We start from the raw sequence: 13,428 nt of genomic DNA on the forward strand, positions 1-13,428 counted from the left end.
GGGGGGGGGTTTTGCGTTTACAGGCCCTGAAAAACATCCATTCGTTCCGAGGAAAGATTCATGAACTACACCAGCTACCCCTACGCAGACACCTACGCCTGGCGATTTAGCCAATCCCGTTCGGGCCAGCCTGCCGCCTCCGTACGGTCCATCACTGGTGGCGACGCTGCACACAGCAATCATCCGAATACCTGTCGAACACCTCGATAGGGCCGACAGCGCGGGAAGCACCCGCCGTCCGCCCAGGGAAACAACGCCATGCAAGCTTCGAATCTCGCTCTGCCCCTGACCCAACCTGCCGCTGCCAACACCTCCGTCAGCCAGCGCCTGCCCAGCCCTCACCTGCTCAAGCAGCAGATGCCGCTTTCCAGTGAACTCGCCCAGCAAGTCCACGCCCATCGCCAGGCCGTGCGCGCCATTCTCGAAGGCCGCGACCCACGCCTGCTGGTGATCGTCGGCCCATGCTCGATCCACGACCCACGCTCGGCCCTTGAATACGCCGACCGCCTGGCGGCCCTGAGCCGTGAAGTCGATGACAAGCTGCTGCTGGTGATGCGTGCCTACGTGGAAAAGCCGCGCACCACCGTAGGCTGGAAAGGCCTGGCATACGACCCGCACCTGGACGGCAGCGACGACATGCACGCCGGTATCGCCCTGTCCCGGGGCTTGATGCTGGGCATGCTCGAGCGCGGCCTGCCGATCGCCACCGAACTGCTCCAGCCGATGGCTGCGGGTTACTTCGATGACCTGCTGAGCTGGGCGGCCATCGGTGCACGCACCACCGAATCGCAGATTCACCGCGAGATGGTCAGCGGCCTGGAGCTGCCCGTCGGCTTCAAGAACGGCACCGACGGCGGCGTCGCCATCGCCACCGATGCCATGCGCAGCGCCGCAGCACCGCACCGCCACTTCGGCATGGATGCGCAAGGCTACCCGGCGATCATCGAGACCTTCGGCAACCCGGATACCCACCTGGTGCTGCGCGGCGGCCACAAGGGCCCGAACTACGATGCCGACAGCATCGCCCTGGCCCGCCAGGGGCTGGCCAAGGCCGGGCTTGCGGCGCGGATCATGGTCGATTGCAGCCACGCCAACAGCGGCAAGGACCCGGCGCGCCAACCCGCGGTATTCGAGGATGTGCTGAGCCAACGCCTGGCCGGTGACACCTCGATCGTCGGCGTGATGCTCGAGGGGCACCTGTTCGACGGCTGCCAGGCGCTGGGCAAGGGCACGTTGAAATACGGCGTGTCGATCACCGATGGCTGTCTGGGCTGGGATTCGACCGACACCTTGCTGCGCCAGGCGGCAGATAAGTTGTAGGAGGCTTACGGCAAGCCTTGCGAGACATTTCGCAGCCAATTGCGCTAGGCTTGCCGTTTCACATCAAGGAGCAGTTCCCATGGCACGTGCCACCGCCCGCCACATCCTCGTCAGCAGCGAAGAGAAGTGCAACGAACTCAAGGCTCAGATTGAAGCCGGTGCCGACTTCGGCGAAATCGCCAAGGCCAACTCCACCTGCCCGTCCAGCCGCCAGGGCGGTGACCTGGGTTCCTTCGGCCCAGGCCAGATGGTCAAGGAATTCGACACCGTGGTGTTCAGCGCGCCAGTCAACACTGTGCAAGGCCCGGTCAAGACCCAGTTCGGCTACCACCTGCTGGAAGTGACCAGCCGCCAGGACTGATTCGGTCTTGTTCGCCCGCCCCTGCAGTGCCCTTGTAGGAGCGGGCTTGTCCCGCGACAGGGCCCGTTCAGTACCCCCCCATGTCTCGCCGCGCCTCATCGCGGGGCAAGCTCGCTCTTGCAGGGGGCTGGGCCGTCTGTTGGTGGGATGCTTGCTGTCATGCCTGGCATTGACCCTCCAGGCCGCCCCCTCCCACGCCCTCACCGTCTACGGCGAAGCCCCGCGCTACCCCGCGAACTTCACGCATTTCGACTACGTCAACCCGCACGCCCCCAAGGGCGGCAGCTTGCGGCGCTCGGCCATCGAGATCGGCCAGTTCGACCATATCCTGCCGTATATCGACAAGGGCACCGGTGTCAGCGAGGTCGATGGCTGGTTGTATGCCCCGCTGGCGGTACGCTCGTTCGATGAGCCGTACACGGTCTATGGCTTGATCGCCCACCGGATGGAGCGTGGTCCGGACGACGCCTGGCTGCGTTTCGAGATCGACCCGCGTGCCACCTTCGCCGACGGCAAGCCGGTGCGCGCCGAAGATGTGCGCTTCACTTTCGAGCTGCTGATGAGCAAGGGCAGCCTCAAGTACCGCACGCAGTTCGCCGAGGTTGCCGGGGTCACCGTGGAAGGCCCGCGCAGCGTGCGCTTCGATTTCAAGCAACCCCACGGACGCACCCTCGCGCTGGACCTGGCAAGCCTGCCGGTACTGCCGGAGCACGACTGGCAGACACGCGACTTCGCCAACGGCGCCGGGTTCGAAAAACCGGTAGGCAGTGGCCCCTACCGCATCAGCCGGATCGACAACGGCCGCAGCATCACCTTCGAGCGCGACCCCGACTGGTGGGCCAAGGACCTGCCGGTCAACCGCGGGCGCTTCAACTTCCAGCGCTTGCGCGTCGAGTACTTCGGCGACACCGAGGTTGCCCGCCAGGTACTCAAGGGCGGCGGATACGATTACAACCGCGAGTTCTCCGCCACCGCCTACACCCTGGGCTACAACGGCGCCCAGCTCGACGACGGCCGCCTGCAGCGCGCCCACCTGGGCCCTGCCAAGCCACAGAACGCCCAGGGCTTCGTGTTCAACCTCGACAAGCCGGTGTTCCGCGACCGCCGTGTGCGCCAGGCGCTGGCGATGCTCTGGGACTTCGAGTGGAGCAACCGGCAGATGATGCGCAACCTGTACATCCGCCAGCAAAGCCTGTACTCCAACACCCCGCTCGCGGCGCGCGAGCTGCCCGACGCCGAGGAACTGAAACTGCTCGAGCCGCTACGCGGCCAGATCCCCGACGAAGTCTTCACCCAGGTGTTCACGGCACCGGTGACCGATGGTTCGGGCATCATCCGCAAGCAGCAGTTGCAGGCGTTGGAGTTGCTCCAGGCCGCCGGTTGGCGCCCTAAGGGTGATCGCCTGGTAAACGCCGAAGGCACGCCGCTGAGCTTCACTTTCCTCAACGGGCAATCGGGCCTGGAGCGCTTGCTCTTGCCCTGGAAACGCAACCTGGCGCAAATCGGCATCGAGCTGAACATCCGCAATGTCGACTCGGCCCAATACATCAACCGGCTGATGGCGCGCGACTACGACATGGTCGTCACCGGTTACCCGGTCACGCTGTCACCCGGCTCGGAGCAGTACAACTACTTCGGCTCAGCCGCCGCCAACGACCCTGGCTCGAACAACCTCATGGTGCTCAAGGACCCGGCGGTGGACCACCTGCTCGACGGCCTGGTACGCGCCTCGACCCAGGCCGACATGCTGCGCCACGCCCACGCCCTGGACCGCGTGCTGCAGTGGAACTACTACTGGATTCCAAACTATTACCCGCCCGGCAGCTCGACCGTCTGGTGGAACCGCTTCGGCCTGCCCAAGGTGCAGGCCGCCTACGACGAAGGCCTGGATACCTGGTGGGAACTCAGCCCAACGGCGCTGACCAATCAGCAGATGGCTGAACGCTCCAAGGTTGCACCATGACCGCCTATATCCTGCGGCGCCTGCTGCTGATCATTCCGACCCTGCTGGCGATCCTGCTGGTGAACTTCGCCATCGTCCAGGCGGCTCCCGGCGGCCCTGTGGAGCAGGCGGTCGCGCGCCTGCAAGGCATCGGCGGCGGCGCCCCAGGCACCCGGGTCGAGGTGATGCAGGGCGAGTCCCGCGCCACTCGTGGGCTTGACCCCAAGCTGATCGAGGAGATCAAGCGCCAGTACGGCTTCGACAAGAGCGCCCCGGAGCGCCTGTGGCTGATGCTCGGCCAGTACGCCCGGCTCGATTTTGGCCAGAGCTTCTTCCGTGGCGCCAAGGTTACCGACCTGATTCTCGACAAGTTACCCGTTACCCTGTCGCTGGGCTTCTGGGCGACGCTGATCACCTACCTGGTCTCGATCCCGTTGGGTATCCGCAAGGCCGTGCGCCACGGCAGCCGTTTCGATGCCTGGAGCAGCGCGCTGATCGTGGTCGGCTACGCGCTGCCCTCGTTCCTCTTCGCCCTGCTGCTGATCGTGCTGTTCGCCGGCGGCACGTCCTTGAACTGGTTCCCGGTGCGCGGGCTGGTCTCGGAGGACTTCGACCAGTTGAGCCTGCTGGGCAAGGTCGCCGATTATTTCTGGCACCTGGTGCTACCGGTCGGTGCCTTGGTGATCGGCGGCTTTGCCACCCTCACCCTGCTGACCAAGAACGCCTTCCTCGATGAAATCTCGCGCCAGTATGTGGTCACCGCCCGGGCCAAGGGCTTGAGCCAACGCCGGGTGCTGTACGGCCATGTGTTGCGCAATGCCATGCTGCTGGTGGTGGCCGGGGTGCCGCAGGCGTTGATCACGGTATTCTTCGCCGGTTCATTGCTGATCGAGGTGATCTTCTCGCTCGACGGCCTGGGGCGCATGAGCTATGAAGCGGCCGTCTCGCGGGATTACCCGGTCGTGTTCGGCACCCTGTTCATCTTCACCCTGGCAGGCTTGCTGATCCGCCTGATCGGCGACCTGTCGTACACCTTGCTCGACCCACGCATCGACTTCGACACGAGGGCGCACTGATGCTCTCACCCATCGCCCGGCGCCGCCTGCAGCGTTTTCGCCATAACCGCTTGGGCTGGGTGTCGCTATGGCTGTTCGCTGCCATCCTGCTGCTGAGCCTGGGCGCAGAGCTGGTGGCCAACGACAAGCCGTTGCTGCTGTCGTACAAGGGCGAGCTGTACACCCCGGCGCTCAAGCGCTACACCGAGCAGCAGTTCGGCGGTGAACTGCCGTTCCAGCCCGACTACCGCAGCGCCTATGTGCGCCAGTTGATCGAAGGCCAGGGCGGCTGGATGCTGTTCGCCCCCATCCCCTTCAGTGCCGACACGCCCAACTACGACCTGCAGGTGCCCACCCCAAGCCCGCCCAGTGCCAGCAATTGGCTGGGCACCGACGACCAGGGCCGCGACGTGCTCGCACGGGTGCTGTATGGCACACGCATTTCCTTGCTGTTCGCCTTCGCCCTGACCCTGGTCAGTGTGCTGATCGGTGTTGCCGCCGGCGCACTGCAGGGCTACCACGGTGGCTGGGTCGATCTGCTCGGCCAGCGCCTGCTGGAGGTATGGTCGGGGTTGCCAGTGCTGTATCTGCTGATCATCCTGTCCGGTTTCGTCGAGCCGAATTTCTGGTGGTTGCTGGGCATCATGGCGCTGTTCTCCTGGCTCACCCTGGTCGACGTGGTGCGCGCCGAGTTCCTGCGTGGGCGCAACCTGGAGTACGTCAAGGCCGCCCGTGCACTGGGCCTGCCGGACACCCAGGTGATGCTGCGGCATATCCTGCCCAATGCCATGAACGCCACACTGACCTACATTCCGTTCATGCTGACCGGTGCCATCACCACCCTGACAGCGCTGGACTTCCTCGGCTTCGGCATGCCGGCCGGCACCGCGTCGCTGGGTGAGCTGGTCACCCAGGGCAAGCAGCACCTGCAAGCCCCCTGGCTGGGCTTCACCGCATTCTTCGCGCTGGCAGTGATCCTGTCGCTGCTGGTATTCATCGGCGATGCGCTGCGGGAGGCGTTCGACCCGCGGCGCTGATTCGGCCCTCGACTGAAAGACACACTGATCGTTTCAACGCTATCGGCATCGTGTAAGGAGCGGCACATGACTCTAGACGGCAAGACGGCACTCATCACCGGATCCACCAGCGGCATCGGTCTGGGCATCGCCCAGGTACTGGCCAAGGCAGGTGCCAACATCCTGCTCAACGGCTTCGGCGATCCGCAACCGGCGCTCGCCGAGATCGCCCGCCACGGCGTGAAGGTCGCCCACCATCCGGCAGACCTGTCCGAGGTGACGCAGATCGAGGCCCTGTTCGCCCTGGCCGAGCGCGAGTTCGGCGGCGTCGACATCCTCGTCAACAACGCCGGCATCCAGCACGTCGCGCCGGTGGAGGCCTTCCCGGTACAGAGCTGGGACAAGATCATCGCCTTGAACCTCTCGGCCGTGTTCCACGGCACTCGCCTGGCCCTGCCGGGGATGCGCGAACGCGGCTGGGGGCGGATCATCAACATTGCCTCGGTGCACGGCCTGGTAGGCTCCACCGGCAAGGCTGCCTACGTGGCGGCCAAGCACGGGGTGATCGGGTTGACCAAGGTGGTGGCGCTGGAAACCGCGACCAGCAACGTCACCTGCAATGCCATCTGCCCCGGGTGGGTGCTGACCCCACTGGTGCAGAAGCAGATCGACGACCGCGCAGCGGCAGGCGGCGACCCTCGGCAGGCCCAGCATGACCTGCTGGCCGAGAAGCAGCCCTCGCTGGCCTTCGTCACCCCCGAGCACCTGGGCGAGCTGGCACTGTTTCTGTGCAGCGAGGCCGGCAGCCAGGTACGTGGCGCCGCGTGGAACGTGGACGGCGGCTGGTTGGCGCAGTAAGGGCTAGAGTTCAACTAGCAGGCCGTGTCGATTCCCCACCGACCGAGGAGGCTCGCATGAGCGAGTACTGTGGCGCCCCAGCCCCGCACAGGTCCAGGCCAGCCGAATGGACCACTTCCGCCGACAGGTGAACCAGGACCTTGGCCTGCAGCTCGCCAACTACGCAGACCTGCACCGCTGGAGCATCGAGCAGCGCGAAGCGTTCTGGCAGAGGCTCTGCAAGTGCTTCGAAGTGCGCTGGCACAATCTGCCGACGCAGATGCTCAGCGAAGGCCCGCAGATGCCGGACGCGCGCTGGTTCGCAGATGGCACGCTCAACTATGCCGAACACCTGTTGCGTCGACGCGACACGCACCCGGCGCTGATCGCCGTGCGCGAGGACGGTACACGTCAGGTGCTCACCCACCGGCAGCTCGCCGCCGAGGTCGCCGGCCTGCAACGCGCGTTCAAGGCCGCCGGCATCCAGCCAGGCGATCGTATCGCCGCGGTCATGCCCAACACCTGGCAAACCCTGGTGGCCATGCTCGCCAGCGCCAGCCTGGGGGCGATCTGGTCCACCTCGTCCCCCGAGTTCGGGCTGCACGGCATCATCGACCGCTTTGGCCAGATCGCGCCGAAACTGCTGATCGTCTGCGCCGGCTATCACTATGCTGGCAAGGTGATCGACCAGGTCGAGAAGATCAATCAGGTCTGCGCCCGGTTACCAGCGCTGGAGCACCTGCTGGTCGTGCCCTACACCCGCGAGCAGACGCGCACCGATGAGTTCGTCGCACCCAGGGTCAGCCTCTGGCAGGACTTCTTTCAGGCCGGTGGCGAACCTGAGTTTGCTGCCCTGCCCTTCGACCACCCGCTGTACGTCCTCTATTCCAGCGGCACCACCGGCGTGCCCAAGTGCATCGTCCACGGAGCAGGAGGCGTACTGCTGCAGCATTTGAAGGAACACGGCCTGCACAACGACCTGAAGGCCGACGACGTGCTGTTCTACTACACCACCTGTGGCTGGATGATGTGGAACTGGTTGGCCAGCGGCCTGGCGGTCGGTGCCACCCTGGTGCTGTACGACGGCTCACCGCTGCACCCCGGCCCCGAGCGCCTGCTCGACCTGATCGACGCCGAAGGCATCCAGGTGTTCGGCACCAGCGCCAAGTACCTGGCCACGCTGGAACAGCAAGGCCTGGTGCCGATACGCAGCCACCGCCTCGACAGCCTGCGCCTGTTGCTGTCCACCGGTTCGCCGCTGTCGCCGCACAGCTACGACTACGTTTACCGTCAGATCAAGCGTGATGTGCGCCTGGTGTCGATGTCCGGCGGTACCGACATCGTCTCATGCTTCGTGCTGGGTAACCCGACCCTGCCAATACGGCGCGGGGAAATACAATGCCGGGGCCTGGGCATGGCCGTGCAGGTGTGGAACGAACAACGCCAGGCGGTGGTGGGCGAGAAAGGCGAGCTGGTCTGTACCCGCCATTTTCCGTCGATGCCGCTGGGTTTCTGGGGCGACACCGACGGCAGCCGTTATCACGAGGCTTACTTCAGCCTGTTTCCCGGCGTCTGGGCACAGGGTGACTATGCCGAAGAAACCAGCAGCGGCGGCCTGGTGATCCACGGGCGTTCCGACGCGGTGCTCAACCCCGGCGGCGTGCGCATCGGTACGGCGGAGATCTATCGCCAGGTGGAGAAAGTCGAGGAGGTGCTCGAGAGCATCGCCATCGGCCAGGACTGGCAAGGCGACGTGCGTGTGGTGCTGTTCGTGCGTCTGCGCGAGGGCCTGCAACTGGACGACGCCTTGTGTCAGCGCATCCGCCAGGTGATCCGCCAATACACCACACCGCGCCATGTGCCAGCGGTGATTGCCCAGGTGCCAGACATCCCGCGCACCGTCAGCGGCAAGCTGGTGGAGCTGGCGGTGCGCAACGTGGTGCACGGGCTGGCGGTGAAGAACACCGATGCCCTGGCCAACCCCGAGGCGCTGGCGTATTTCCGTGACCGCGCCGAGCTGCGCGATCAGGCATAATGGCGCCCTTTTTTGCCCGAAGCACAGGTGTCCCATGAAAGCACAAGCGCGCCATATCCTGGTCAAGACCGCCGATGAGGCCGAACAACTCAAGCAACGCCTGGCCAAGGGCGAGGCGTTCGACGTGCTGGCGAAGAAGTTCTCGACCTGTCCATCGGGCAAGCGCGGTGGCGACCTGGGCGAGGTGCGTCCTGGCCAGCTGGTCGGCGCCATCGACCAGGTGATCTTCAAGAAGGCCCTGCGCGTGGTGCATGGGCCGATCAAGACCAAGTTCGGTTATCACCTGGTGCAGGTGTTCTACCGCGACTGAGCGTTACATCGCTGCGCGCAACATCTCCACGACCTGTGTATGAAGCGCTGGATCGCCGCAGGCCACGATGCAGCCACCGTTCTGCGCCGAGCTGCCATCCCACGCCGTGATCACACCGCCCGCCCCTTCGATGATCGGCATCAGTGCCTGCACGTCGTAGGGTTGCAGGCTCGCCTCGACGATCACATCGACAAACCCCGACGCCAGCATGCAATAGGCGTAGCAGTCGCCCCCATAACGCATCAGTCGCGCCCGCCCCGCCACGTGCTCGAATGCCGCCTTGCGCGCCGGAGTGTCGAACATGTCCGGCGTGGTGCACATCAGCGTGGCCGCCTCGAGCGCCCCACAGGCGCGGGTTTTCAGCGGTGTACCGCTACGCCAGGCGCCCTCGGGCGTGCCGACGAAACGCTCGCCGGTAAAGGGCTGGTTCATCACCCCCACCACCGGCTGCTCGCCATCGTTCAGGGCAATCAGCGTGCCCCACAGCGGCAGGCCGGTGATGAAGGCCCGGGTGCCATCGATCGGGTCCAGCACCCAGGTCAACGGGCTGCTGCCCTGTGCCACACCCTGCTCCTCGCCCAGGATGCCATGCGCCGGATACCGCGCCTGGATCAGCGCACGCATGGCGTCTTCGGCGGCCTTGTCAGCCTCGGTCACCGGATCGTACAGGCGCCCGCCTTTGTCCTCGACCTCCAGGCTCGCGCGAAAATACGGCTGGATCGCCAAGGCAGCGGCATCGGCCAATTGCTCGGCAAAAGCACGGAATTCTGTGATCTGCTCAGCGTTCAGGGACATGGGGCGGGCCTCGTAGGAAAAAGGCGGCCATGATACCCCAGCCCAGCGGCGCAGGCGCACAAGCACCTCACTTTCGGGCATGGGGTTATGACCATTTCATCAAGCGGGAGCTGAATCGTTGTACTAGGATAGCAAGCAGTCGCGCCCAAATAATGGCCAAAAGCCATATCGCGACTTTCGGATTACCGCTACTCATGGACGATACGATGAATTCTCACCTGCTCTTTCCGCAGATCGGCAAAGTCATAGCCAGCACCGGCAGCCGCCAATTCCCGCGCCTACTGCATGACCTGATCCAGACTCACCTGAGCATCGATGCTACGCATATCCGCCAGGTGCGCCTGGCCTCACCCGGTTTGCACGACAGCACCACCCTGCTCAGTGAAACCGTGTTCAGCACCGGCGAACCCGCCTGCGACGAGCTTCTGGACCCGGCCCGTCTGCATCTGGTGCGCCGCACTGCCGATTATCACTACGAATTGCACGTCCTGCGCGCTGATCGCGCCAGCTTCTCGCCGCGCGAGCGCGACTGCCTGCAGGATATCTCGCCGCTGCTGCTGCCCATGTTGCAAAAGCACCTGGATGCCTTGCAGCCCAGCATCAGCGAACGACAGAGCGATAGCCTGCAGGAGCGTTTCCGCGAGCGCCTGGGCCAGACTGGCCTTGCACTGTCAGAACGGGAAATGCAGGTCTGCCTGGGCCTGCTGGCCGGTCACACTGCACCGCAGCAGGCCGAACGCCTGCAGTTGAAGGTCAATACGGTGGAAAGCTACCTGCGTCGCGCGGCGATCAAGCTGGGGATCAGCGGGCGGCATTCGTTGATGCGCTGGATGTATGGCGCCCATCCATCGATACCCCTCTAAGCCATCCGCAGCCGGGGTATTCAATCCCCGCCGCCGATGTGGCGCAGTACCCCACCTATCATTTTTGCCAGTTGGAGTGCCACATCGACTGCGTTAGTTTCTAGCCACCCTCACACGGTGGAGCTCATCAGCATGTCTGTGCAGTCTTCCGGCACGCCTGACCACGCCTACGGCACGCAAGGAGTGGCCAATGTTCCGCCCGAGCCTCCCTACAACCCGGACATGGCCTCTCTCCAGGTCGGGCCATCAACCCTCGACGCCAAGGGGAGGCTGGTGGTATTCGGCCGTAACCCCGCAGACTCCAGCCCAGGATTGCTCACCCGGCTCAACGCCGATGGCCACTGGGACGAAAGCACCGGCCATGTGGTCGTAGACGCTGCGAATCTGCCCGATGAGGCACTGGACTTCAAAGGGCTTGTCGGCGCCACGATCAATGGCCAGCAGACCTATTTCGCCGTTGGCGTGCCCACCTATTTCGATGCCGAATTCGAACGCTATCTGAACTTCGTCGGTATCAGCCGTTTTGATGAAAGCTTCCAACCGGTAACGTCTTTTGGCGATAACGGTCATGCTTTACCAGACCCGGGCGAAGGTTGGCAGAAGGGTGACGTAGGTGACCCCAAAAAGCATCGGATCAAGCGCTCGACGAAAGCGCTTCTGTCGTCCGAGGAGCGCCCACCGGTATTAGCGAACGGCTTGTTGCGAGCCATCTTCCCCTACACCCTCGGCGACGGGAACGACGAGCACACTGAAAGCTGGTTGGCGGTCTTCAACCCCGTGACTGGCGAGCTGGCACCTGAGCTCGGCGAGGCGCGTGATCTCGGCATGTTGCCACTGACCGACAAGGCTGGTTTTTCGTTGCGGGTCTTGCGTGCGCACTTCTTCGCCGACGGTAGTTTCCTGGTGCTAGCAGAGAACGCCACCAAGCGAGTCATCGTGAGGCGTTACGACCGACACGCCATCGCCGATGAACGCTTCAATGATGACCAGGGTCAGCGGGAACTGTTCGCCTTTGAAGGAAGCATGCGCCTCGGCATGTTCGCAAGGAACGGTCGGATCGCTGTGTCCCGGGGCGTGGAATTCCAGCTCCAACAACCCACGACAGTGTTCGTACTGACCGAGTCCGGTACGAACGACACGACCTTCAATAGCGGCCACCCCCTGATGCTCGGCAGCGACGGCCATGGCCTGGCCCTGGGCGAGCTTCACATCGATGATCAGGGTCGCATTTTGCTCGGTGGCGCCCTGCTCACCGCCATCAACGTCGGCCGTTTGCATGTGTATCGCCTGACACGGTCGGGAGAGTTCGACAGCGCCTTCGGCAACGAGGGCCTCTTTGACGGTGGCCCTGACTACAGGACGGCGAACAAGGTGTTGGCCAGTGGGCACGGCATACACATCCTGACGCTGTTCCCTACCAGCGGCCCGTACTTCTTGGAAAGGGTGCTCAAGCTGCACGACTGACCGGCTTCTGCAGCACCCTGCGTACCGCAGACTCTTGCCAGTACCGTGAATAGTTCCTACCACTTACCAGCCAACGAGAGTAAGCCTCATGAAAACGACAGATAATACCGGCGATAAAGCAGGGCAACTGGACCCGAATTTCGGAGTTGGGGGCATCGTGGAGTTGCGTCCACTCGATGAGGATCGCGGTTTTGAAATCATCGACTCTGCGGGCCTGCAAGATGGCGGGAGCGTGCATGTTATCCAGACTCACGAGAAGAAAGAAAACTACCTGGCCAGCTTCAATCAAGACGGCAAACGGACCCATCTGGAACACGTCATCCTGCCCGATGAAAACCAACAGAATACCAACTATTTCTTCCGACTCAAATACAACCAACTCGACCGGATAGCCTGTTACGTGCCGGATATACGCTGGCCATCCGAAGAGCACAATCCCATCGTCCACACTTCAGCCGTTGGTTGTTTCGAGACAAATCTGAAACCGCAGGAAGGATTCGGCGAAAATGGTATTGCGACAATCAAACCAGCAGACTTGGCCAAGAACAGCCCCGATCGCCGCGCGCCGCGCAAGTCTGAAGCGCCCGCCGCCGGACATACCGAAACACCAGAAAAACACGTCTACGATGTGAACAGTGGAGAGGCCCAACTCATCAATGGCGCGCTGTGGTCAGTATCCAGTAGCTACCACGAGTCTGAGGATCCACCGTTCAAAAGTTGGATTTCCAAATTTGCTCAAGACACAGGGAAGCTGCTGTCGGTTCTCCCGCTGCAGCCCCTGGAAGGCAAGCCATGGGAGCCGGTCGATGTCCATTTCTTCGAGGGCGGTGGATTTATCATGCTGGCCTACAGAGAACAACAGGCTTACCTGACGAAGTTCACCGACTCGGGAATGCTCGACAAGACATTCAACGATTCCGGCTACGTTGAAATGCCGGGTCTTGCTTATAAAAATAGCTGCATGCACGTACATCAAGAGCGAATCCTGATCGCTTCTATGGACCCATTAACACACACAAAAAAGAATGACCACCAATCTGAGCCGCTGCTGAAGTTGGACGCTTACCTCTTGTCAGGAGAACGTGACAGTACATTCACGAGTAGGAACGATGCGGTAAAAAACGCGGTGTATATTTCCTCACCACATATCGCCGTCGATGCGAAGAACCGTATCCTCGTCGGTTTGACCGGTGACATGCAGCTCGGTACATCCCCTGACCCCCTCGTGGCGATGATCTATCGATTCAGTTGGGCGGGCAACGCGGACCTGACGTTTAACGGTGACGGCAGGTTCGTACTTTCGGGTGTGGTGGCATTCAAGCACATGTTTTTGAACGGCAATGAAATCCGTGGGGTAGGCAACGTGTTTTCGAGCAAGGAACCAATAATGTTCAAAGTCCTCGATTAACGCCCCATTGAACGTTTTTGCG

Annotated in this window: 12 protein-coding genes; 11 read left to right on the forward strand and 1 reads right to left on the reverse strand. The window is 63.1% G+C overall.

What is annotated here, in order from left to right; genetic code table 11:
• The first annotated feature begins 258 nt into the window (after positions 1–258).
• The 8 genes from HU729_RS22625 to HU729_RS22660 all read left to right on the forward strand — a co-directional run bounded on the left by HU729_RS22625 (position 259) and on the right by HU729_RS22660 (position 8,876).
• On the forward strand, positions 259–1,320 hold the full coding sequence (locus HU729_RS22625) for a 3-deoxy-7-phosphoheptulonate synthase (RefSeq protein WP_186664868.1): 1,062 nt from the start codon (positions 259–261) through the stop codon (positions 1,318–1,320).
• Positions 1,321–1,399: 79 nt separating this feature from the next.
• Positions 1,400–1,681: a peptidylprolyl isomerase gene (locus tag HU729_RS22630; protein ID WP_054890645.1), complete on the forward strand. Its 282-nt coding sequence runs from the start codon at positions 1,400–1,402 to the stop codon at positions 1,679–1,681.
• Positions 1,682–1,844: 163 nt separating this feature from the next.
• Positions 1,845–3,644, forward strand: coding sequence for an extracellular solute-binding protein (locus tag HU729_RS22635; RefSeq protein WP_186711610.1), 1,800 nt, complete (start codon positions 1,845–1,847; stop codon positions 3,642–3,644).
• Positions 3,641–4,699 (forward strand): microcin C ABC transporter permease YejB, encoded by a 1,059-nt coding sequence (locus tag HU729_RS22640; RefSeq protein WP_186711606.1) that lies wholly within the window; start codon positions 3,641–3,643, stop codon positions 4,697–4,699. The genes HU729_RS22635 and HU729_RS22640 overlap by 4 nt, the downstream gene beginning before the upstream one ends.
• Positions 4,699–5,715 (forward strand): ABC transporter permease, encoded by a 1,017-nt coding sequence (locus HU729_RS22645; protein WP_186664874.1) that lies wholly within the window; start codon positions 4,699–4,701, stop codon positions 5,713–5,715. Before HU729_RS22640 ends, HU729_RS22645 begins: the two co-directional genes overlap by 1 nt.
• A 66-nt stretch (positions 5,716–5,781) precedes the next feature.
• A complete protein-coding gene (gene hbdH / locus HU729_RS22650) occupies positions 5,782–6,552 on the forward strand; it encodes a 3-hydroxybutyrate dehydrogenase (protein WP_186664877.1) in 771 nt (256 codons plus the stop codon).
• Positions 6,553–6,619: 67 nt separating this feature from the next.
• The gene (locus HU729_RS22655; RefSeq protein ID WP_186711611.1) at positions 6,620–8,566 is read left to right on the forward strand and encodes an acetoacetate--CoA ligase; all 1,947 of its coding nucleotides are present in this window, start codon (positions 6,620–6,622) and stop codon (positions 8,564–8,566) included.
• Positions 8,567–8,600: 34 nt separating this feature from the next.
• Positions 8,601–8,876: a peptidylprolyl isomerase gene (locus tag HU729_RS22660; RefSeq protein ID WP_054890650.1), complete on the forward strand. Its 276-nt coding sequence runs from the start codon at positions 8,601–8,603 to the stop codon at positions 8,874–8,876.
• 3 nt (positions 8,877–8,879) lie between these two features.
• On the opposite strand, the gene hisN is transcribed toward HU729_RS22660, so the two are convergent.
• Positions 8,880–9,671, reverse strand: a complete 792-nt coding sequence (gene hisN, locus HU729_RS22665) for a histidinol-phosphatase (protein WP_186664883.1) — start codon at positions 9,669–9,671, stop codon at positions 8,880–8,882.
• Between the two features lie 206 nt (positions 9,672–9,877).
• On the opposite strand from hisN, the gene HU729_RS22670 reads away from it, so the two are divergent.
• The 3 genes from HU729_RS22670 (at position 9,878) to HU729_RS22680 (ending at position 13,406) form a co-directional block, all read left to right on the forward strand.
• A complete protein-coding gene (locus tag HU729_RS22670) occupies positions 9,878–10,534 on the forward strand; it encodes a LuxR family transcriptional regulator (RefSeq protein ID WP_186711607.1) in 657 nt (218 codons plus the stop codon).
• Positions 10,535–10,666: 132 nt separating this feature from the next.
• On the forward strand, positions 10,667–11,998 hold the full coding sequence (locus HU729_RS22675; protein ID WP_186711608.1) for a hypothetical protein: 1,332 nt from the start codon (positions 10,667–10,669) through the stop codon (positions 11,996–11,998).
• A gap of 88 nt (positions 11,999–12,086) precedes the next feature.
• Positions 12,087–13,406 carry a hypothetical protein gene (locus HU729_RS22680; RefSeq protein ID WP_186711609.1) on the forward strand — a complete coding sequence of 440 codons (1,320 nt, stop codon included), beginning with the start codon at positions 12,087–12,089 and terminating at the stop codon, positions 13,404–13,406.
• Positions 13,407–13,428: the final 22 nt, after the last annotated feature.

The sequence above is a fragment of the Pseudomonas sp. RW10S2 genome (assembly GCF_014268985.1).
Classification (GTDB): domain Bacteria; phylum Pseudomonadota; class Gammaproteobacteria; order Pseudomonadales; family Pseudomonadaceae; genus Aquipseudomonas; species Aquipseudomonas wayambapalatensis.